The following is a 23,400-nucleotide window of genomic DNA, read 5'->3' as shown; positions in this document are numbered from 1 at the left end:
GTGGCACATGGACGATTCGGACTGGGGCAGCTTCATGCAGCATTGCGGGATAATTCGGACAATTTTCTTGAGTTCTATGGGCGGGGAAGCATGTATATCAAAAAAAGCTATGCGGACGTGTACATTGATGTACTAAAGACAATATCCTTATTCCGCAGCAGGCATCTTCACCTCGGCGATCGCATCGGCATATTGGGTGCTAACTCCTATGCCTATGTACTGGCTGACCTTGCCGCGGTTATGGGCGGATATGTCTCTGTCCCCTTTCCAGACAGACCATTCGCTGAGCAGGTCGGGAGCCTGCAAGCCCAATACAACCTGAAGCTGCTGCTGGCAGACTCGGGTTATTTGACCTGCCCTGAGATGGAGAACGTGATCGAACTGGACAATTTGACGGAGAGCATTGTCGATCAGCCCGCGAAGCAGCAAGAGGTGCATGTACCGGAGGAGGAGCAGCCTTTCATGATCATCTTCACCTCAGGGACGACCGGATTTCCCAAAGGAATAGAGGTGCGCAGCAAGTGTGTGGCAGAATGGATCTCTGTGCTGATCGATCGGTTTGACTTTGAGCTAGATGACAAGGTGTTGGATTTCCTTCCGCTGTCCATTTCCAATGCGAGATTATTCGTGTATGCGGCCATTCTACTGCCCTTCAATCTTACAGTTACGGTACCTGATCAGCTCATGAGGGTGCTGCAGGCTGCACAACCAACAATATTGCAGGGAGTGCCCTACTTATTCGAGACGGTGTATGGCAATGTAATGAGAGCCATTCAGACCTCGCGGTTGCGGCAGACAGCCTACTCCGTGTACCACGCGCTCAAGCCTATGCTGCCTCTTGGACTGAGAGCACGCCTGCAAACGCGCATCTTTGGTCAAGCGTTGCAGTTTTGGGGCGGTCGCATGCGACTGCTCGTCACTGGTTCAGCAGCCATTAGCCCGAAGGTGCTGAGCTTGTTCGATGATATGGGGCTGATTATCTATGAATCTTATGGAATTAATGAGGTAGGACTAGTATCCATTAACAGTCCTGGTCAAAACCGACGAGGCAGTGTGGGGCGCCCCTTCCCTACGAAGCAGATCAAGATTGACGACCAAGGGGAAATACTGATCCGCAGCGACTACAGCTGGGGGAGTTCCTATCTGAATGAGACTGTAGAACGGAGCGCCGAAACGTTCAAAAGCGATGGTTATATCTCTACTGGCGATCTTGGCTATGTGGACAATGAGGGCTATTTGCATATTATTGGACGGATTAAGGAGGTCATCGCGCTCACTACTGGCGAGAAGATTCACCCCAATCAGGTGGAGGCGGCATTGAAAATGTCAGCTTCCGTCAATCAGGTAGCTGCATTTGGGGACGGGAGACCTTTTATCAGCTGTGTAGTTGTTCCGGCCGCAGCTAGCACAACAGTCGATCATATTGAGGCATCAATCGCTGCTGCCAACAAGGAGCTTCCTCCGGCACTGCATATAGGCGGGTATGTCATAGCCAAGGAGGCTTTCAGCACAGAGAACGGGTTAATGAATGCCACACTGAAAATCAATCGATCCAGAATACATGAGGTGTATAGGCAAGAAATTACTTCTATATATAAATAACATTGGAGGAGTGAATCATGAGCCACAACGAGGAAATGGTTATTCGAATTGTACAGGACGTGGTGCTGAAGCTGTATAAGGACAAGGTGACTCTGCAGTCCAAGCTGAGAGATCATCTGGGGATTGATTCCATCAATATGATTGCGATTGCGGCCCATTTGAAGGAGGAGGGCTATGATGTCATTTCCGTTAGCGGTGAGTACGATTTTGCAACAGTCGAGACCGTAAAGGACATTGTGGATATCATCAACGAAATGCAGCCCCAAGTCTAAAATTCAACAGAAATGAGGCGGACCATGTTTGACAAAGCGCGCTATGAGAACAGTAAAAATAATTTGAAGACGGTATTGAATATGTACCAAAGCAATCATTTGTTCCAAGATCCTACGCCGATGACCGTTTCTTTTTTGGTCACAGATCGCTGTAATCTGAGATGCAAGCACTGCTTCAACCACCGCACCAGAAATAACCAATACGAAAAAGCGCAGCAGGAGCTGACACTGGACGAGATCGAGAAAATGTCCTCCTCCATGGGCTTCTTCTCCTCGGCGCTGCTGTGCGGCGGGGAACCGTTCCTACGCGAGGATTTGTATGAGATCGTTAATATGTTTCGCGTCAACAACAACACCCAATGGTTCTCCAGCAGCACCAACGGCCAGTTGACCGATAAGATCCTGTACCAGATGGAGCGGATCAGCAAGCCCTTTCCGAACAAAAGCTACACCATGAATTTTTCCTTCGAGGGCTTTGAGGAGGAGAATGATGCCATTCGTGGCAGAGGAGCCTTCAAGCGCAGTATTGAGACCTGGAAGGAATGCCGGAAGCTGAATAAAATCCATGGAAATATTAAGCAGAACATCGTCAGCACCATGAATGCGGTGAATCAGGAGACATTGCCGGAGTTCTTTGAATGGGCATTCGAGACGCTCCAGCCGGATCGGATCATGCTGCTCCTTATTCGGCAAGACCCCCGCGGAGGCGCTCATCTGAAGGATATTAAGCCGGAAAATTACGAGCGTGCGCGTCTGCTCCTGAATCGTCGCATTTGGGAGGGTACGAATGGAGACTGCAATTCTCCTCTGGCTTACATTCCTGCTGCACAATACCATTATATTTCCAAGACGCTGCAGACCGGTAAGAGATCATTCATGTGCTACGCAGGAAAGCATGGTGCTTTTATCGACTATGACGGAGAAGTGAATGTCTGTGAAGTGATGAATGACGAACGCTGCAACAGCAGCGCCTTGTCGCTTGGGAATCTGCGGGATTACGACATGAATTTTATGGAGCTGTGGAATAGCCCGCAGGCGATGCAGGTCAAGCAGGCGGTGAACCGCCACCCGGTCTGCGAGCATTGCACGCATGAGACCGAAGGGATTTTGCCTTCGGTCTATTTTGAACCGAATTTTTTTGGTATAGAGAGCATGCAACGGGAGATTTGGCGTAAATAATGTGGGGAGGCGTGGCTGATGAACGTTGGAATTGTATCGGCCGCTACCGGAAACGGCCATATCAGTGTAGCTAGAGCGATTGGGAACAGACTGATGGAAAAGGGAGCCCAGGTGTCCATTCGGGAACGCTTCTATGAAGAACTCATGCTCAGCAACAAAGTGATGAGTGATTATTACAACTTTTTGCTGCAATCCTCTACAGAGCTGTGCTGCAAATTCAGTGAGCTGTCTTACTTGACACGTCCGGATCTATCTGAGGACTTTTATCAAGGGACTCGTGAGGCCATCGTACAGTACTTGAGCTCACATCCATTGGATGCGATTGTCTCCACCTCTCATACAATCAATCATGCCATGCTAAGGGTGATGAAAGAGCTGGGGATAGATCGAACGTTGCCCTACTATACGGTAGTCACAGATCCCTTTGTACCGATTTCGGTCGGATTCGATGCGCCGGGTGCTGATCGTTATTACTGCACGGGCCAGTCGGTGGTCGCCTTCTTGCGCAAACGAGGTATTGAAGAGGAACGTATTATGGAGATTGCTTATCCGGTACAACCGCAATTTCTTAAGAGCTGTACTCCGAATGAAATCGCCAGTCTGTGTGAACAGAACGGCTTGCGTCAGGGGGAGCCGATTGTGCTGATTAACAGTGGCTCCCAAGGGGCCTATCATGCTCTTGAATTCCTCAAAACGGTGCTAAGGCAGGTTCCTGAGTGTCAGGTTGTGTTTGTAAGCGGACGTAATGACACTTTATATACTATGGCACAGCGCGTTGCCTCTGCTGCCCGGGACAGGGTGAAGGTCATTGGCTATGCGGAGCATCTGGAGCAATGGATACAACTCGCGGATGTCATCATTACCAAGCCAGGAGCTAATGCTTTCTTTGAGTGTGCGTATGCCCGCAAGCCAATGCTGCTTGATGCGGTGAATGGATTTCTTTTTCAGGAGAAGGGAGTGAAGGCATGGCTGGGCAGCAATTCTGCTGTAAGTGTGGTGGAGCATGTAGATGAGCTTGCCCCTCGTCTGAAGGAGATGCTGCAGCAATTGCGCCTCGGATTCCTCCCTCCAGCATTGCATGCGGATATGCCAGAGGGGGCGCAGGCGATAGCGCAGGATATATGGAGTCGTTTTACCATGAGGGAGCGTGTGAATGTCCATGATTATTGATATGCATGTTCATTTGGCAGATCGCCGAATTTATCCCGATTATTGGCTGCAGGGAATCAAGGATTCAATACGGAGTTCTATCCTCATCGAGAATGGCTTGGAAGTAAACGACGATTTTTTGGATCAGGTGATGGCGGCTACGCTGTATGATACCGATTGCTCGCTATTGATTCGACGAATGGATGAGGCAGGAATTGACCATGCCAACTTACTGATGGCTGATTTTGGATTTGACAGAGAGGACATGCCGACTTCCATAGATGCATTGTATCAGATTCATGCCGAGGCACTTCGACGCTATCCTGATCGCTTCAGCGTATTTGCAGGCGTCGATCCCCGCCGAGGACAGAAGGGGCTGGAGCTGTTTCAGCAAGGGGTGGAGCAATTCGGCTTCTGTGGCTTGAAGCTATATCCGCCCTGTGGCTTTGATCTCGATGATCCACTGCTGTACCCGTTCTATGAGATATGTGAGGCTTACCGTCTACCTGTGCTGGCCCATATAGGACCATCTCTGCCCAGCATGCGAAGAGAGTTCCGATATCCGGGAGCAGTCCTTGATGTAGCGTCACGCTTCAGAAATATTCCCTTTATACTTGGTCATGCCGCATTAGTTCATTATGAGGATAGCAGGAGGCTGCCACTGCACCGGGACAATATCTATCTCGAGGTATCTGGCTATCAACCGCTGCTTCGCCAAGGAGTGGATCTGTCAAGTCGGATGTTGGATCTTATGCACACATGTGGGGAGCGCGTACTGTTCGGCACGGATTGGCCACTGTTCAGCAGTCCACGGGAGATTGTACGTTATTTTCAGGATATGAAGGAACTGACGGATCAGCAGAAGGAGATGTTGTTCTGCGAGAACGCGCGCTCTATATTTGCTTTACGTCGAGGTGTTAAGTCGAAAGCCCAGGAAGGGGAGGCTGCTAATGAGCTATAGTCTCGGATTGGATGCCTCCGTGAATGGGTACACGTTCGATTATGTGAATTGCTTTGAGAAGCCGCTTGGCATCATTCTTGCCAATGATGAGCAGCATTTGCAAAGCTGGTTGTGGATATATCTGAAAATGCTGCAATGCTACCGCTTAGAATACTCAGTAGGCTCGGATGTTTTTTACACAATTGATTTCAACAGCGCTCTCTTGCGTATCCTTGGGCAAAAGCTGGGTTATGTGATGGAGCATCAAAAAGTGCAGCCAGACCAGCTCAACGATATCGTCAAGAAACATATTCACTCCGGCCATCCTGCTCTTGTACCTGGCAATCTGCGTGAGCTGCCTAATTCCTCATACTACGGTAGTGGGGACTGGAAGCATATCTTTCTGATTCATGGTTATGACGATGAGCGACAACTGTATACTGTCACAGACACCGATCATCAGCCAACTGGCCCTGTACTGCATTATAAGGAAAGACAGATGGCATATGAGCTTGTTGACGAACTATTTCGTTCTGCTGGAGAGCATCTGCATACCTCATGGGTATGGAGCATTCATCAGCCAGAGGACTATGTACCGCCTGATGAGAAGGAGCTATTGCTGGAAGCACTCCACTGGCTGATTCACCGTCGAAGTAGCCAACCTTATACGGAGCTGGAGTATATTGAGAGAATTAACTGCGGTAAGAATGCAGCAGATGCTTGCAGCGAATACATTTCAGATGAGGCTGGAGATGTGAGCGAGGCGGATGATCCCGTGAGTAAGGTGGACTTCATGTTTTTACGTTCAGTTAAATACAAGGAACTGCTGTATCGTGAACTGCACACGGTGCTGAAGCGCTGCGAATTATCGCATGAGAGTCTGGAGCAACTGGAGCAACGGCGTACACAGCTGTGTCGGTTATGGTCAGCTATTGCGAATCAGGCGCTAGTCAGCCATTATTTGCAGCAAGCCGTTAGGCTGACTGAGGAGATGAATACAGTTCTCAAGGAAGAGGAAGAGATGATCCAGTTGCTTATTCATATAGAGCAGGAAGTTCGCAAGGTGCCTTCACCACAAAGGGCTGTGCAATCATGAGGTGGCTACGGCAGCCCAGAAGGCTGGTATTGTTACTTGGAGTCCTGCTTCTGACCGTAAGTTCACTGGTCCATTTGGCAGCTGAAGCAACCAGCGTGACTGCATCCGCTCAAGGAGCTATAACAGATGGACAGATTAGCCAAATTGAGAGCATGGTCAAACAACAAATGGAGGTAGCGGATATTCCCGGCTTATCGCTCGTCATTGTGGAGGGCGGGAATGTCACGTATCAGAAAGGCTTGGGCTATGCAGATATTGCTGCTCGTCGCCAGGTCGAGACGGACACTTTGTTTGAACTGGGATCCAATACCAAAGCGATTACGGGATTGGCTATTCTGAAGCTGGAGCAGGACGGGAAAGTTGATCTGAATACTCCGGTCAGTCAATACATTCCGTGGTTCTCTCTGCATAATGGCGGCAGCCAGATTACGCTGAACCAGTTCCTTCATCATACCAGTGGCATTCCATTCACCACGATTGGAGATATTCCGGTCACCAATGGAGAAGCAGCCTTGCAGGAGACGGTGCAGACTTTACGTCAGCAGTCTCTTTTTACGACACCCGGCTCACAGTTTGAATACACTACGATTAATTACGATGTGCTGGGACTGGTCATTGAGCAGGTGTCCGGCAAGAGCTACGAGCAGTACGTCAGGGATGAGATTCTGGAGCCGATGGGCTTGAATCATACCGTTCTGTCTCGTGAAGATGCCCTTGCTCCTGTGGCAACCGGATACAAGCTCGGATGGTTGCAGCCACGACAATATGATGCTCCAGTGTATAAAGGAAATACACCCGCGGGTTACGCGATGATGAACGCTCAGGACTTGGCGGTATGGATAAAGCTTCAGCTAGAGACTCAGCCTGCCCAGGAGGCATATCGCGAGCTCATTGACAAGTCCCATGAGCCAGACCGAACCGTAAGCCCAGGGATTGAAGGCTTCTCGTATGCGGCAGGCTGGAGAATTTTTCAGGACGGTCTAGGTGAATGGTCACATGGCGGGGAGAATCCGAATTATTCGTCGTATATTGTGCTGAGGCCTGGAGAGCAACTGGGTGTTGGTGTGATGGCGAATCTGAATTCGGAAATTACCCCGGTGATTGGCCAAAATGTTATGAACATGTTGATGGGAAAAGCTGTGCTGGGGAATACGACAGACAAGCTAAAGTATATGGATAACCTTGCGGTGCTTGTGGCAGCTGTCGCCCTGCCCCTGCTGTTGTGCAGCGTTGCTCTTGTGGTGAGATGCTGCTTGCAGATTGCCCGGCACAAGAGAGTAAGGCAGCTGTCAATAGGAGGCACTGTCTGGCGCTTCATGGCATTGCTGTTGTTTCTAAGCGGTTTCGCTTATTGTCTGTACAAGCTGCCTGATATATTGTTCTTTAATTTGCCCTGGAGCTTCGTCAAGGTGTGGGGACCACTGAGCCTTATTCCGGCATTAATTTGTCTATTCGCAGCGGTAGCCAGTATATGTCTATTGTACTTGCTGACTAGTGTGTATCCGAAATCCACGGAGCATTCTTTCTTTATGGTTACAATATTGAGTTTTGCGAGCGGACTGGGTAATGCCTCCTTGATCATGATCATTAATGAAACGTTTGCCCGTCAGTCAGCGGGGCTACAATCAGGACTTCTGTTATTTTTTGTACTCGGGATCGTCGTCTATGTATATGGACAGCGCCTTGTGCGTATCCATCTCCTTCATATGACGAATCAGATTCTTTATGAAAAACGCGTCATGCTAATCAAGCACGTTCAGGCTGCCGATTTTGCGAGCATCCAGAATATGGAGGATGGTAAAATTCATGCCGGGCTGAACAATGATACCGAAACGCTAAGCGTTGTGGCCAATATTATTGTGACCTCATTCACGAGTCTGGTTACGCTGCTATGCTGCTTCATTTATATTGGCCTGATCAACTTCTATGGATTCTTGCTCTCGTTCGGGATTATCTTAGTAGCTGCAGGGATATACGCTCTGGTCGGAAAATATGCCAACCGTATTTATGAGCGAACGAGAGATGTCCAAAATGTTTTTTTTCGGTATATTCATGATTTGCTTGGTGGCTTCAAAGAACTGAAAATAAGCCGCAAGAAGACGATGGAATTTCAGACGGATATGATTGAGCAATGTGCTGAATATCGTGATCAGAAAATTAAGGCGGCTCTTGCCTTCGCTAACGTATTTGTAGCTGGCGAGCTTCTGTTCACGATCGTTATTGGAGTTGTCGTATTTTGGTTCCCATTGCTTTTCAGTAGTATGGAGACTAGCCAACTTCGCAATTATATCTTTATCTTTCTCTATATGACCGGACCGGTGAACAGTCTGTTGAATTGCATACCGGAGCTGCTGCGTACGCGAATTAGCTATAAACGCATCCAAGGGCTGATGTCTGAGCTGCAGATTGTCCGAACACCGGAAACTTGCAATCATAGTGTGGATGGTGAGACGCAATTCGAGCAATTGTCATTGGAAAATGTACACTACAGCTATACCAGCAAAGATCGGCAGTCATTTGCCATGGGTCCGGTGAATTGTGTATTCAAGGCAGGAGAAATCACCTTCATAACCGGCGGTAATGGGAGCGGCAAATCCACACTGGGCATGGTGCTGACAGGATTATACCATCCCTCTCAAGGCTCTCTCTGCCTGAATGGCGTCGCAGTCGAGCCAGGGCAGCTGAACGACAGGGTATCTGCTGTATTTAACGACTATTATCTGTTTTCCAAGCTGTATGGCATTCCTTATGCAGAAAGAAAGAAGGAGATAGCACATTATTTGAAGCTCTTGCGGATGGACGAGAAGGTGAAAGTAGAGGAAGGGAAGTTCTCCACGACAAAATTGTCTACCGGGCAGCGTAAGCGTTTGGGACTGCTGGTCACATATCTAGAGGACCACGATATTTTCTTTTTTGATGAATGGGCTGCTGATCAGGAGCCGGGATTCCGTGAGTTCTTCTACAATGAGCTGCTTCCAGCATTGAAGACAAGGGGGAAGTGCGTGATCGCCATCACCCATGATGATCGTTATTTTGACAAGGCGGACCAGATTCTTGAAATGGAGTTAGGCCAGGCTCGCGCCCGAGTGGTGAACAGGATGAGTCAGGTGCAATTTTTCTGATGTCAAGGGAGGTCAGACGAATTGGAGGAAGCGTTGCGGATAGACAGCCGGGATGTGGAGGATTTGCTGAGCTTGAGCCCCGTGCAGCGGGGAATGCTGTACTACGCTATTGCTCAGCCGGATAGCTATGCTTACTGTGCACAGCTTGCGTTGAGTCTGAAAGGGGACATTCGTCCAGAGCTGTTCAGGCAGGCGATCTCTGCTATGGCATATCGGCATGATATGCTGCGGACGGTGTTTCGCTGGCAGGGACTGTCCAGTCCTGTACAGATTGTTCTTCGCGGTAAGGAGCCGACATTTTCATATTCCACATCAGCAGGGACTGATGAAGTCACGCTGGATGTCTTGAAGCGAGAAGAGCTATCAGGTATTCAGCTAGCTGTTAGTCCGGTCCGTTTTCTGCTCTCTGCGAGAGCCAAGAATGAGCATATGCTGGTCATCAGTTGGCATCACATACTGTATGACGGCTGGAGCAACGCACTGTTGCTGGAGGAATTGCTGAATAGCTATGAGCAAATCTGCAATGGAGACGGAGTGGAGACAGCTGTGGCGAGCAGCTACAAGAGTTATATCGAGTGGTGCAGCAGTCAGGACACGGTAGAGCATGTGAGCTATTGGAGCAGTTACCTGCAAGGCTTTGCCAAGCCGACTCCATTACCTGCTTCGAACAGGCTGCGCAGTGGGCAAGCACGAGCTCGAAGCTATTCGTTTTCTTTATCTAGGCAGCTACAGGAGGCTTTGCAGAGTCTGCTAATCATGGAGCAGACGACGCTGGCGGTGCTGGCTTATAGCGCTTGGGCTGTCCTGTTGTATAAATACACAGGGCATGAAGACCTCGTCTTCGGGGCTACCTCATCTGGACGGGATATGAATCTGCCTCGGATTGAGCAACTGGTAGGCTTGTGTATCCATACTCTTCCATTGCGGGTGCAGCTGGATCAAGAGAGCACGCTGAGAGATATTGTGGAGCAGGTGACAACCAATTGGAGGTCCTGCCTTCGTTATGAGGCTGCCGACCCGATGAAGATTAGGCAAGCAAGTGAACTGAATGACGAGGCGTCTCTGTTCAATTCGGTTGTGGTGGTTGAGAATTATCCGCTGCCAGCCGATCGGTGGAAGCAAGGGGCAGCAGGTGATAAGGATAGACTGATTATTCAGGATTATGAGATGCAGGAAAATACAGAATTCGCTCTGGTGCTGGGCGTCATGCCGCTTTTCCATAATCTGTTTACCTTACAGTATGACGAAGGCTTATATGACGAAGAGGTGATAGCTCGGCTGGGGAGGCATTTCGAGCTTATTCTGAATGCTATGGTGAGCCGTATGAATCAGTGCCTGTCTACTATAGAATGGGCATCTGAGCTTGTACATGCACAGGAGGGTCTGGAGCGGATGGGGTTGGAGAAGAAGCTGGAGTTCGATTTCGAATTGTAAAAGAAGGTGAAGTCGCGTGTCCCACATATCGGAGCAATACGAAAATACGGTGCAAGAAGCACGTGCTTACTGGGAAAAGCGCTTTGCCGGACTACCGTCCCAGGGCGTGCCTCCGGGCCATGAAAGACCGGTTCAATATGATGTATGCGGTTTGTTAAGAGTGGAGCTGAACGAACAGCTAACCGTCAAATTAAGACAAGTCAGTAAAGGGCATGAGGCAGGCTTGTATTCATTACTGCTTTCCGGTCTGGTGCTTGCGTTATTTAAGTATACTGCGCTACCGGATATTATCGTCAGCTCACCAACCTATGGACATTCACGCACAAATCGTACTATTCCCTTACTGGTGCATGTAGAGCCGCAGATGACGGTTCGGGAACTGCTGCTTAGTACGAGGGAGACGTTAATTGATGGCTATAACTATCAGCTATATCCACTCCAATATATCGGGGAGCTGAACTTTGCTGCTGAGCGCTTCGGACCACTTACAAAAATGCTTCTGATGCTGGAAGGGATGCACTCATTTGAGGATATTGCAGACATCGTACATTCTGCTGACAACGATATGACGATCATCTGTAACAATGATGGTCCCAAGGCCAAGCTTACAGCTTTATATCACACAGGATATATGAACGAAGATACCGCACTGCTCTTCTTGAACGGCTATATAAATATGCTGAACTACCTGTTGTATAATCCTGCCGAGAAAGTGAGCGGGGCAGATGCGTTCCCGCTGACCCCAATGGAGGATCTAGCAGGCGTAAAGGAAGAAGTGGAGGGCAGTACATCGGCGCTATCAGAGGTCACAGATGTTATAGAACAACAGATGATCGCCATCTGGAGCAAGCTGTCTTCACAGCGTCCGATTTCGCGTCAGCAGAGCTTTTTGGACATGGGCGGTAATTCCATTCAAATGCTGAAGCTGGTTGCGGAGATGAATCGGCTTTATCCCCAATCGCTGAATGCTGCTGAGGTATTTGCCCATCCGACCATTGAGAAGCTGTCCGCACTTATTCGTAGCAGAGTAGGCGTGAATCTGGAAGAAGCCGGCTTGCCTACACACGCCAACAAGCCGGCTGCAGGGCCAGAGCCGCTGACTATTCCTGATCAGTTCTTCATTGACAATAGACCTGGAAGGTATCAGCTTGCCAACCTATCGTATAGTTTACCTGCTTCAATAGCTGGGCAATTAGAGCAATATGCTTTAATGATGCATAACCATTCGGCAGGCATAGTTGCAGTAGCCATCATTGAACGGCTGGCTTCACTTAGCCAGAAAGATACAGCAGCTATTCAGCTGCTGCTCAGAGTAGAGGAGCATATTGATCAGCTACGAGTCGTCACCACCGAACGGAAGCGGTTGCAGACGCCCTTGCAGGTATTAATCCGACAAATATGCGAGTTATGCTACGGATATCCTGCTGATCAAAATGATGAATACAAGCATGGAGATGACCCGATACACTCCTTCAGTCTGGAAGAATGGTCTTCTTTGCAGCGCACTAAGTCGAAGCGGGAGGTATATCCGCTCGTATATGATGCTGATCGTCATTCTGTACGGCAGGAGTGGCTCGACCAATTTGATTTATTGCTTGGTATACGGGTACAGCACCGTCAGGTAAGGCTGTCTCTGCGCTTTAACAGCGCAAGATTGCACAAGCACCAGGTGCAGGCTTGGTTCCAGCAAGCAATCATGGAATTGGAGCAGGTGCTGAGGAATGCGCGTTAATAAACATAGGGAAATAAAATGAAGAGGAGTGCGGTGATATGGATCAAATCGCTTTACTTTTCTCAGGACAAGGCTCTCAGTACAAGGGTATGGCACAGCGGGAATATGATCGCGTCCCGGCAGTTCGATCATTGTTTGCTGAAGCGGAGGGGATACTTGGCTGGGATGTCAAGAAGCTGTGCTTTGAGGACCCTGACGGACGGCTGTCACAGACTCGCTTCGCGCAGCCTGCGCTTTATACAGTGTGTATGGGTATGTTCATAGCATTTCAGGAGCTTGCCCAGGATGACCCCGCATACGTAGCTGGCCACAGTCTTGGCGAATATGCAGCGTTGACAGCTGCGGGAGCAATGACGTTCCGCGACGGGCTAAAGCTGGTGCAGCATAGGGGACATGTGATGCAGGAAGCAGCCGAGCACGCTCAGGGAAGCATGTATGTGATTCGTGGATTGGAGCAAGCGCTGGTGGAAGCCGCGTGTCGTGATATATCAAAGCAACAAGGATACGTTGTCGTAGCTAACTACAATTCTTCAGAGCAGCACGTCATCTCTGGGACCAGAGAAGGAGTGTCAGCGACGGTGGCACAGCTGGAACGGCAAGGAGCTACGGCTATTCCAATGGCGATTCAGGCACCTTTTCATAGCAAGCTTATGGATGCGGCTGCACTGAGCTTCCGCAGTGTTCTGGATGAGGTCTCGCTGACGTTGCCACAGTGGCCAGTGATTTCGAACGTGACTGGATTGCCTTATCCGGAGGATATAGAGCAAATGAAGGATTTGCTAGCATCGCAAATCAAGCTGCCTGTGCTCTGGAATATAGCAATGAGCACGCTGCATCATGCCGGCATCGATACTGTGCTTGAGATCGGACCGCGTCATATTTTGCGAAATCTGGCGGTACAAAATTACCCGGGCATGACCGCTTATGCCTGGGATCAGGAAGAGGACAGGGCAATCTTCTTGAAGGGGGCACGCGATCGTGATGAACAACGTTCTACGATGGCCTCAGGCAATATGATGATTCAGAAGTGCATTGCTGCTGCGGTCAGCACACGCAACCGCAACTGGTCGGAATCGGAGTATCAGGAAGGAGTTGTCAGGCCTTACCGCGAGGTAAAGGAGCTGTTCTTCCATCTGAAGGACAGTGGAGGCGAGGCAAACGAACAGCAAGTACAGCAGGCGCGGCGCATGCTGGAGTCTGTGCTAGCGACCAAAAAAGTGCCGAGGGAAGAGCAAGCATCAATCTGGCAGGATATTCTTCATCCCCTTGCATGAATGAAGGAGGCGACAGGGTTGAAGCCGATTCAGAGAAATGCGTATGCACAGCCAACGACAGGTGGTCCGGTAATAGAAGAAATCAATGAGAACGATATTGCTATCATAGGCATGGCAGCGAGATTGCCGCAGGCCAAGAGTGTCAAGGAGTTCTGGAGCAATCTGCGCAGCGGGCTTGATCTCATTGGCGAGCTTCCAGCTTCCCGAAGAGGAGATATCGAGTCCTATACAGGCTTGTACCATGATAAAGGTAAGAAACCGAACTATCCTCCAGCTGCCTACCTTCATCGTATTGACACTTTTGATTTTTCCTTTTTTCAATTATCGCCTCGCCTTGCTGCGCTGATGGATCCCCACCATCGTATATTTCTGGAGACCGCATGGGAAGCCATTGAGGATGCGGGTTACGGAGGAGATCGGATTCGCACCTGCAGCACTGGTGTATTTGCAGGCTTTAATCCTAGGCTGGAGTATAGAAGGATGATTGCAGATACGGACCCGACATCGCTGGCTGACTCGCTGGCAGGCAACCTCCCGTCTCTCTTAGGTAGCCTTATTGCTCACACACTGGATTTGCAAGGACCTAATATGACCGTGAATACTGCTTGCTCTTCATCGTTAGTAGCAGTACATCTGGCTTGTCAGGCCTTACGCGGCAGGGAGTGCGATATGGCACTGGTAGGTGGAATCCGCCTCAGTCTACTGCCACATGAGGATGTAGAGGGCGCCGATATTGGCATCGTATCGTCCACTGGACGTGCGAAAGTATTCGATAATAGTACGGACGGTTCCGGTGGAGGAGAAGGATCTATCGCCTTATTGCTTAAGCCGCTAGGCGCTGCACTGGATGACAATGATCTCATTCATGCTGTAATCAAAGGCAGTGCAGTGAACAATGATGGACGGTCTGCCAGCTTGGCCGCTCCCAATCCACTTGCCCAGGAGAAGGTCATTCGAAAAGCATGGGAGCAGGCTGGGGTTCATCCTGAGACCATTAGCTATATTGAAGCTCACGGTACCGGAACCCTGCTGGGAGATCCTATTGAAATTGAAGGGATCACACGCGCATTTCGCTCCTATACAGCCAGAAAACAATTCTGCGCCGTAGGCTCGGTCAAGAGCAATATGGGCCATCTCGATACGGCGGCAGGCCTGGCCGGAATGCTCAAGTGTATTTTGTCTTTGAAGCATCATGAGATTCCGGCGAGTCTGCATGTTGAGCTACCGAATAAGAATATAGATTTTGAATCCTCCCCGGTCTTCGTCAATCGCCATCTCAGTGCTTGGGAAGCTGGTGCAGGACCTCGCAGATGCGGGGTGACCTCTTTAGGACTTAGTGGTACGAATGTGCATGTTGTGCTGGAGGAGGCGCCTGAGCAGGATGTTCTTCCTTGTTATGATACTGAGAAGAAGCGAATTGTTGGACTATCAGCGCGCACTCCAGAGGCTTTGCGTACACTGACAGAACGCTATATCAGCTTGCTGACAGAGGATGAGGAGATTGACGCAGATGATCTGTGTTATACCGCTAACACCGGCAGAAATCATTACAGCTGGAGAGTAGCTGTCCTTTTTACTAGTTGCAGTGAACTAAGGACTAAGCTACAGCTTATTGACTGGATGCATCCGGTCTCCCTTCCTTCAGAAGGCATATTCATCACTAGTCGACATGGTGGTAATGAGCCTATTGCAACGTCTTCACAGCTTGAAGGTATTAGAAAGTCAGATCCTGCTAAGGGCTGGATATATGCAGGAATAGAAGAGATAGGAAGCGCTAATGTGCTGGAAGACGACCTGACGGAACTTGGAGAGCGCTATATCGAGGGGAAGACCATCGACTGGAAGTTGCTTTATGAAGGACAAGGCAGAAGAAAGATCAGTCTGCCCACATATCCGTTTGCCCCTACACGTTGCTGGCTAGCGCTGGATAACGTAGGGGTAGACAGCGGATTAAGGGGAAGCGCAGATTTGATAGAGAAGGAACTGGCAAGAGAGAACCTGCCGGAGCAAGCGCTAGCTACTGTAGAGAAGAGCAAGAGAGCATTTCGTTCCGTGGAACTGACAGGCTCACGCAGGGATCGGCCTATATTGTCGGAGGAGTTGTGTATTGCGGAGGTATGGGGGCGCTTGCTCGGATACGACAAGCTTGGCATTCATGACAATTATTACAGCCTGGGAGGGGATTCCATTCTGGCCTTGCGCATTGTCAATACACTGAATGAAGAGCTAGGAACCACCTTGAACGTAGCAGATATTCTCCAGCAACCGACGATCGAGTCACTCGCCACCCTAGTTAGAGCAAAGATGGTGTCACCTGCTGCCATCATCCATCGCTCCATAGAGCATGCCCCGAAGCAGGGGGATTATCCCCTGTCCTCCTCGCAGCGACGGCTGTACCTGGTGGAGCAGCTGGAGGGCCCGACGATCAAATACAATTTGCCGCACCTGGCCGTGCTGGAGGGGCCGCTGGACCCCGAGCGTTTTGCGCGGGCAGTCCGTGCTTTGCTGGCGCGGCATGAGGCTTTGCGGACATCCTTTGCCTTCCGGGACGGGCATCCGGTGCAGCGGGTCCATGAGCATGTCGCCAGTCCGCTGACCTTCCAGGAGGCCAGCGATATATCGCTGGCGTCGCTGCTGGCCTCGTTTGTGCGACCATTTGATCTGGGCTGCGCTCCCCTTCTGCGCCTGACCCTGATCCGGCAGGCAGAGGATCGCCATCTGCTGGTATACGACATTCATCATATTATCTACGACGGAGTGTCCATCGGGATCCTGATTCAGGATTTGCTGGCGTTCTACCGCGAAGAGACGCTGGCTGCGCTGCCCATCCAGTACAAGGACTATGCGTTCTGGCAGCAGGAGCGACTGCGCAGCGGCGAGATGCGGGCACACGAGACGTACTGGATGGAGCAATTGTCCGGCGAGCTGCCGCAGACCCGGATCGCGGCCGATGTCGCTTGGCAGGGGCCGCGGCGCTATACGGCGGGCACGGTGCGCTTCGGGGTGGATGCGTCCACCACCCGCCGGCTGCGAGAGGTGGCGGCTGAAGCAGGAGCGACGCTGTACATGACGCTGCTGGCGGGCTTTGGCGTACTGGTATCGCGCTACACGGGCCAGACGGAGCTGGTGCTCGGTACTCCTGTGTCGGGACGACAGCACCCGGATATGGAGAAGCTGATCGGCGTATTCATTAACGTGCTGGCGCTGCGGCTGAAGGTCGACGGCCAGGCGAGCTTTCGCACTCTGCTGGCGGAGGTACGCCAGACAGCACTCAGGGCGTATGAGCATCAGGACTATCCGTTTGAGGATCTGGTGGAGCGCCTGCAGGTGCCGCGGGATACCGGGAGCCATCCGCTGTTCAACATCTTGTTCGCGCTTCATCCACGTCCTGAGGCACTGCCTGCGCAGACCGGACTGCGCCTGAAGGAAAGCGAGGAGCAGCTGAATACAGCGGCATACGATCTAACGCTGGATGTATTGGAGAGCGGCGAGGGGCTGGAGTGCAGCCTGGTCTATGCGGACGAGCGGTACCGGGCGGATACGATGGAGCGTCTGGCCGGACACTGGCAGGAGCTGCTGAAGAGCATTGTTGCGTCAGCGGATTGTGCGCTGTCGCAGCTGGGGATGCTGACGGCTGGGGAGGAGCGGCAGCTGAAGGCCTTTGCGACGGAAGCGGGAGCCTCGTCTGTGCTCCCCTGCGCCAGTACAACCGCAACGCGTCTGATTGTCGATGCGCTGCATCGTCACGGGGATGCGCCCGCACTGATCTGGGGAGACGAGCAGATGAGCAGTCGGGAGCTGGAGGTGCGGTCTGCGCGTCTGGCGCAGGAGTTGCGCTCACGTGGGCTCCAGCCCGACGAACGGATCGGTCTGCTGCTGCCCCGTACAGGTGCGCTGCTGGTGGCGATGCTGGCCAGCTGGAGGGCCGGGGCGGCCTATGTGCCGCTGGACCCGGCCTACCCGCCGGAGCGCTTGACGCACATGCTGCAGCATAGTGGGGTGCGGCTGTTGTTATGTGCAGAGCCACCCGCCCCGGGCATAGGCTATACGGGAGCCGTCCTGCGGCTGGATGAGCGGGGGAGGCTGCTGGGAGCCGCCGAAGGTGAAGCTGCCATGACAGCACCCCTAGAGACCGGGCTTACGGAGGGGGATACCGCGTCGCCTGCGGGCTTGGGAGTCGAGTCTGTCCCGAGCCGTGAGGGGATGTCAAGGTTGAGGGAGCACGTCTCGGAGGACCAGGCTCCCCGCCACCATAGCTGGGTGCAGGCGTCGCCGGAGCCATTCGCGGAGCCCGGGCAGGCAGATGCTCTGGCGTATGTCATCTATACCTCTGGCTCCACGGGACAGCCCAAGGGCGTCATGATTGAGCAAGGGGCTGTGGCACATCTGCTGGAGCAGCTGCCGCAGAAGCTCGGGTTTGCACCCGGACGTCGCCTGCTGTCCGTGACGACGGTATCCTTTGACATCTTTGTATTGGAGAGCCTGGCTCCACTGGCGTATGGCATGACGGTCGTGCTGGCCGACGAGCGGGCGCAGCAGGAACCGCAGCGGCTGCTCAGGCTGCTGGACAGTCAGCAGGCAGACCTGCTGCAGGTGACTCCTTCGCGACTGCGGCTGCTGCTGGAGGCGGGAGAGGGGAAGTTGCCGTCTTCGCTGCGCACGCTGCTGGTCGGCGGAGAAGCGTTAGCGCCGGAGCTGCTGAAGCAAGTACGCCGCAGCTATACAGGGGAGCTGTTCAACCTGTACGGACCGACGGAGACGACGGTCTGGTCGCTGGTGCAGTCGCTGGCCCAGGAGCCGGAAGACGGGCCGGTCCCGATTGGCCGTCCGTTCGGGCAGACCGAGGCGTATGTGCTGGGTCCCTTCGGCGAGCCGTTGCCCATAGGCTGCATGGGTGAGCTGTGGCTGGGCGGACCGGGGGTAGCGCGGGGCTACCTTGGTCAAGAAGAGCTGAGTGCCGAGCGGTTCCGATCTGCGCTCCGGGCTCGGGATAGGGAGACAGATCGTGCACATCGTACCTTGATACTTCCAGGGACGCGGCTGTATCGCACAGGAGACCGCGTACGCTGGCGGGCAGAGGGCGTGCTGGAGTACATGGGACGGCTCGATGAACAGCTCAAGCTCAACGGCTACCGGGTGGAGCCGGGCGAGATTGAAGCGCGGCTGCATACTCATCCAGCCGTGCAGGAAGCTGCCGTCCGCCGCTGGGATGGCCCAGGCGGATCGCAGCTGTGTGCCTATGTGCGCGCCAATCGCCCGTTGACGGCCACGGAGCTGCGTGTCCATCTGGCGGAGGAGCTGCCGGGGTACATGATCCCGGGCAGCTACGTGCAGCTGGAGGAGCTGCCGCGTACGCCGGGAGGCAAGCTGGATCGGCAATCGCTGCCGCAGCCAGAGCGTTCGCGTCTGCTGGGAAGCGGAGCCGGACGGATCACAGGTGATGCACTGGAGAGCGAGCTGGCGAGGCTGTGGAGCCAAGTCCTGCAGCGGGAGTCCATTGATCTGGATACACCGTTCTTCGAGCAGGGCGGTACGTCGCTGCTGCTGGTGCGGCTGCACCGGGAGCTGGAGGCGCGTTACCCCGGGGCGATCGGTCTGACGGAGCTGTTCGGCTATGCGACGGTGGCACGGATTGCCCAGCGGGTACGAGAGCAAGCGGAGCGAGCGCGTGAACGGGAGGCGCATTTGCCCTTATTGAGGTTGCCCGTCGGCTATAGCCGGACACAAGGCGCGGCAGTACAGCCAACGGCAGGGCTACGGTACCAGCTGGGAGCGGAATCGGCGGCCTCCTTGCAGGCAGCGGCCCGGCAGTGCCAGCAATCCGTGGAGCGGCTGCTGCTGGGGCTGTATCTGGTGCTGCTGGCCGAACTGGGCAGCGAGAGGCCCATGGGGCTCAGCGCTACCCTGGACGGGGAACGACAGGTCACGCTGGTCACGGTGGAGGGGTGGAGCCAGCAGGTGCAGGATGCCGATGATCTACGGAGCCGCCTGCTGGAGGTGCAGACGGCCTGGGAGCAAGGTCATCGACTGTCGCCGGAGCAGGTGATCCGGCTGCAGCGGGAGCCTATACGTGCGGGAGGCGTGCGTGGTTTGTTCCGCAGCGGCGCCGGCGGTCCGGGGCGGATGGAGCAAGGGTATGATCTGATCCTGACGTGCACCTGGGAGCGGACGGGAACAGCGGCAGACGCGAAGGAAGCGCTGCTCCTGAAGCTGAGCTACAATTCCAGACGGCTGGAGGCAGAAGGGATGAAGCGGCTGTTTTCGGGATACGTCCGGCTACTGACTTCTGTAGTGGATCTGATTGAGAAGGGCCTCTTTACTGAGGCTGCTTCGCTCATACCTCCTCATCAGCCGACCCAGCCTGGCACCTTACCACGACCAGCCAATCTCATTTCCAAAACGGAGGTAGCGTATGAGTAATGAGGTCATGAGGGGGTTGACTGCTGGTGATATAGCTGAACCGGGAATCGCATACTGGAGCAGCATTGTTGCGAATTCCCCTGAGTTCGCAGGAGTTCCTTTTGATTATCACAATAAGGGCGCAGCACAATACGAGGTAAGTCACCTTGACTTGACTCCTGCTGATATAAGCCGGCTTAGAAGTGTATGCGAGCAAGAGCATATTTCTCTCGCCGCATTGCTTGCTTCACAGGTCTACTATTTGATTCATCGTTACGGACAATCGGAGCAGCTCTTGCTTGGCTGTACATTGCGTGAGAAGCGGGAGAAGCAACAGACAGAGGATTGCTGTATTGTGCAGCTTCAGCATGATGATCAATGGTCGCTTGTTGACTTTCTGCGCTTTGTTGAACAGATACTGCAATCGTCAGAACGGCAGTCATTGCTGCATTTTGAGGCAGGACTCCGTTCATTGGCAGCGCGAGGGAAGTCCGTCGAGCCCATGCGAGCTCCGCTGCTGGATGCTATGCTGGAACTCCATTTGGATACAATCGAGGAACAGGCGCATGACCGATCTAATAAGGCATTGCCAGTCCTTGCTGATTTATATTCATTTTTTGACCTGGGCTTCTGTTGGAGAACCTGTGGAGCAGGTTTAGCCTGTGAGATTCATTACAATATCACTCGTTATAAAACAAGCACGGTGGAGCAATTAACCGATCATTTGCGCTATTTGCTGCAACATGTTCACGATAGCCTGCATTTGCCGCTGAATGAAGTCCCGCTATTCTCCTTAGTGACGGAGCACATGCTTTTGAACGAATTTAACAGCACGTATTGTGACTATCCTGCTGATCGGACACTACAGGAGCTGTTTGTACAGCAAGCAAGAACGTCGCCTGACCAGCCTGCCGTCATGGATGAGCATAAGCAATTATCCTACCAAGAGCTTGATGTTCTTTCTAACCGCTGTGCAAGATGGCTGAAGGAGGAGGGGATCCGAGCTGGGGATGTAGTAGCGGTCATGATGCCTCGTTCCGTGGATACGGTCATTGTTGTGCTTGCCATACTCAAGACAGGAGCAGTGTGCCTTCCTGTTGATCGCTTTTATCCGTCAGAGCGGGTGTTGTATATGCTTGAGGATAGCGGGGCTCGTATGCTGATCCATGCTGCCCGTGACGAGGCTGTGATGCGTCTGCTGCCCAAGCTGCACACTCAGACGGCTGCGTATGAGGTGTTAGGAATTTCTGCATACAGCGATGCAATGCTTCCCTTCACCACAGAGCAGGCAAGTCCAGCTTATATGATTTATACCTCTGGCTCAGAAGGCGCTCCCAAAGGAGTGCAGCTCTCTCATCACGGGATTATCAATCATGTACTGACGAAAGTATCCCTGCTGGATATGAACGAACAGGATCGAATTAGCCACAACATCAATTTAAGCTTTGTTGCCTCGATATGGATTATACATGCACCGCTGCTGACGGGAGCAGAGCTTGTGATTTACAGCGACCAGATTATTAAAGACGGTCCGGCATTCTTCCGCCAGGTCGATCATGATGGCATAACGTTGATGGAGATCGTCCCGTCTGCGCTGGAAGCCTATCTTGATATGGTTGATATGGGTGCTGCCAAGGCCAGACTCTCTCATCTCAAAAAACTGCTGATTACCGGGGAAAGGGTCCATCCCGAATTGGTTAACCGCTTTTACAGGGAGTATCGCATTGAATTAATTAACGCGTACGGCCAAAGCGAATGCTCGGATGATACATTGCACTATACAATTCCTTATAGTACCCATACTGATCGAGTCCCTGTAGGCAAACCGTCTCACAACACGCGTGTCTATATCCTAAGTGACAGGCTGCAATTACAGCCACCGGGTGTTCGAGGCGAACTATATATTGCAGGAGAAGGGGTATGTGATGGATACCACCGCCGCCCAGAGCTGACAGCTGCCAGGTTTGTGGCTAACCCGTTTGTGCCAGGCTCGATTATGTTTCGTACGGGAGATTATGCCAGATGGGATGAGAATGGGAATGTTGAATATCTCGGGCGTGTAGACCAACAGGTCAAAATTCGCGGCTATCGCATTGAGCTAGACGAGATCAAAACATGCTTGCTGCATCATCCAGATGTCAAACAGGCCATAGTGACCGTCCGAAAAAACGCTGCAACTGCGCCGATGCTGTGTGCATATATCGTATGTCATCAAACGCTATCGACTGATACACTGCGCGACTATCTGGAGGAGAGGTTGCCGGAGTATATGCTGCCAGATCGGATGATGGTGCTAGAGGCTTTTCCTCTTCTACCGAATGGAAAAATCAACATGAAGGCTCTTCCTGATCCTCCTAGACAGCTGGACTATAAGTCCGGAAAGTATGAGCATAGTAAGAACACAGGGGACACATGCAGCGATAACAACGACTTGCAGAGTACGCATCTTACGAATACCGAGCAAAGACTTGCACACATCTGGTGCCGTCTGCTAGATCTTCCGCAGGTGGGAAAGGACGACCATTTTCTGAAGTGTGGAGGCAGTTCCTTCACGGCCACGAAGCTGGTCTATTTGCTGTATCAGGAATTTGAGAGAGACGTAACGATTAAAGATATATTCATCTATCCCGTCTTAAGTGAGCTAGCGGCGTGGATTGACAATTATGGGCCAAGTGCTTCTCAACCTATCGGACATGCTCCGAAGCAGGAGGATTATCCCCTGTCTTCCTCGCAGCGACGGCTGTACCTGGTGGAGCAGCTGGAGGGCCCGACGATTAAATACAATTTGCCGCACCTGGCCGTGCTGGAGGGGCCGCTGGACCCCGAGCGTTTTGCGCGGGCAGTCCGTGCCTTGCTGGCGCGGCATGAGGCTTTGCGGACATCCTTTGCCTTCCGGGATGGGCATCCGGTGCAGCAGGTCCATGAGCATGTCGCCAGTCCGCTGACCTTCCAGGAGGCGAGGGATACATCGCTGGCGTCGCTGCTGGCCTCGTTTGTGCGACCATTTGATCTGGGCTGCGCTCCCCTGCTGCGCCTGACCCTGATCCGGCAGGCAGAGGATCGCCATCTGCTGGTATACGACATCCATCATATTATCTACGACGGGGTGTCCATCGGGATCCTGATTCAGGATTTGCTGGCGTTCTACCGCGAAGAGACGCTGGCTGCGCTGCCCATCCAGTACAAGGACTATGCGTTCTG

The 23,400-nt window shown here is 52.4% G+C and carries 12 protein-coding genes; all 12 read left to right on the top strand.

All coding sequences use genetic code 11. The features are described from left to right. Window positions 1-1,602, top strand: a complete 1,602-nt coding sequence (locus tag D328_RS0124470; protein WP_018887691.1) for an AMP-binding protein — start codon at window positions 1-3, stop codon at window positions 1,600-1,602. Window positions 1,603-1,619: 17 nt separating this feature from the next. Continuing rightward, complete coding sequence (locus D328_RS0124465) at window positions 1,620-1,874, top strand: acyl carrier protein (protein ID WP_018887690.1); 255 nt, start codon at window positions 1,620-1,622, stop codon at window positions 1,872-1,874. 24 nt (window positions 1,875-1,898) lie between these two features. Further along, the gene (locus D328_RS0124460) at window positions 1,899-3,053 is read left to right on the top strand and encodes a radical SAM protein (RefSeq protein WP_018887689.1); all 1,155 of its coding nucleotides are present in this window, start codon (window positions 1,899-1,901) and stop codon (window positions 3,051-3,053) included. Between the two features lie 18 nt (window positions 3,054-3,071). Beyond that, a complete protein-coding gene (locus tag D328_RS0124455) occupies window positions 3,072-4,223 on the top strand; it encodes an MGDG synthase family glycosyltransferase (protein WP_018887688.1) in 1,152 nt (383 codons plus the stop codon). Further along, window positions 4,207-5,163, top strand: a complete 957-nt coding sequence (locus D328_RS29730) for an amidohydrolase family protein (RefSeq protein WP_018887687.1) — start codon at window positions 4,207-4,209, stop codon at window positions 5,161-5,163. The genes D328_RS0124455 and D328_RS29730 overlap by 17 nt, the downstream gene beginning before the upstream one ends. After that, window positions 5,153-6,238: a cysteine peptidase family C39 domain-containing protein gene (locus D328_RS0124445; protein WP_018887686.1), complete on the top strand. Its 1,086-nt coding sequence runs from the start codon at window positions 5,153-5,155 to the stop codon at window positions 6,236-6,238. Before D328_RS29730 ends, D328_RS0124445 begins: the two co-directional genes overlap by 11 nt. Continuing rightward, window positions 6,235-9,360, top strand: coding sequence for a cyclic peptide export ABC transporter (locus D328_RS0124440; RefSeq protein ID WP_154659321.1), 3,126 nt, complete (start codon window positions 6,235-6,237; stop codon window positions 9,358-9,360). The genes D328_RS0124445 and D328_RS0124440 overlap by 4 nt, the downstream gene beginning before the upstream one ends. A 21-nt stretch (window positions 9,361-9,381) precedes the next feature. After that, window positions 9,382-10,794 carry a condensation domain-containing protein gene (locus D328_RS0124435; protein WP_018887684.1) on the top strand — a complete coding sequence of 471 codons (1,413 nt, stop codon included), beginning with the start codon at window positions 9,382-9,384 and terminating at the stop codon, window positions 10,792-10,794. A 16-nt stretch (window positions 10,795-10,810) separates the two neighbouring features. Continuing rightward, window positions 10,811-12,526 (top strand): condensation domain-containing protein, encoded by a 1,716-nt coding sequence (locus D328_RS0124430; RefSeq protein ID WP_018887683.1) that lies wholly within the window; start codon window positions 10,811-10,813, stop codon window positions 12,524-12,526. 38 nt (window positions 12,527-12,564) lie between these two features. Next, window positions 12,565-13,800 carry an ACP S-malonyltransferase gene (fabD, locus tag D328_RS29725; protein ID WP_018887682.1) on the top strand — a complete coding sequence of 412 codons (1,236 nt, stop codon included), beginning with the start codon at window positions 12,565-12,567 and terminating at the stop codon, window positions 13,798-13,800. An 18-nt stretch (window positions 13,801-13,818) separates the two neighbouring features. Continuing rightward, the gene (locus tag D328_RS30475; protein WP_018887681.1) at window positions 13,819-20,220 is read left to right on the top strand and encodes a non-ribosomal peptide synthetase; all 6,402 of its coding nucleotides are present in this window, start codon (window positions 13,819-13,821) and stop codon (window positions 20,218-20,220) included. Then, on the top strand, window positions 20,213-23,400 hold a 3,188-nt coding region (locus D328_RS0124415), incomplete at its 3' end, for a non-ribosomal peptide synthetase (protein WP_018887680.1). The genes D328_RS30475 and D328_RS0124415, both read left to right, overlap by 8 nt.

The sequence above is a fragment of the Paenibacillus massiliensis 2301065 = DSM 16942 genome (assembly GCF_000377505.1).
GTDB classification, from domain to species: Bacteria; Bacillota; Bacilli; order Paenibacillales; family Paenibacillaceae; genus Paenibacillus; species Paenibacillus massiliensis.
Note: the sequence above shows the minus strand (reverse complement) of the source record. Positions and strands in the feature narration are given on the sequence as shown.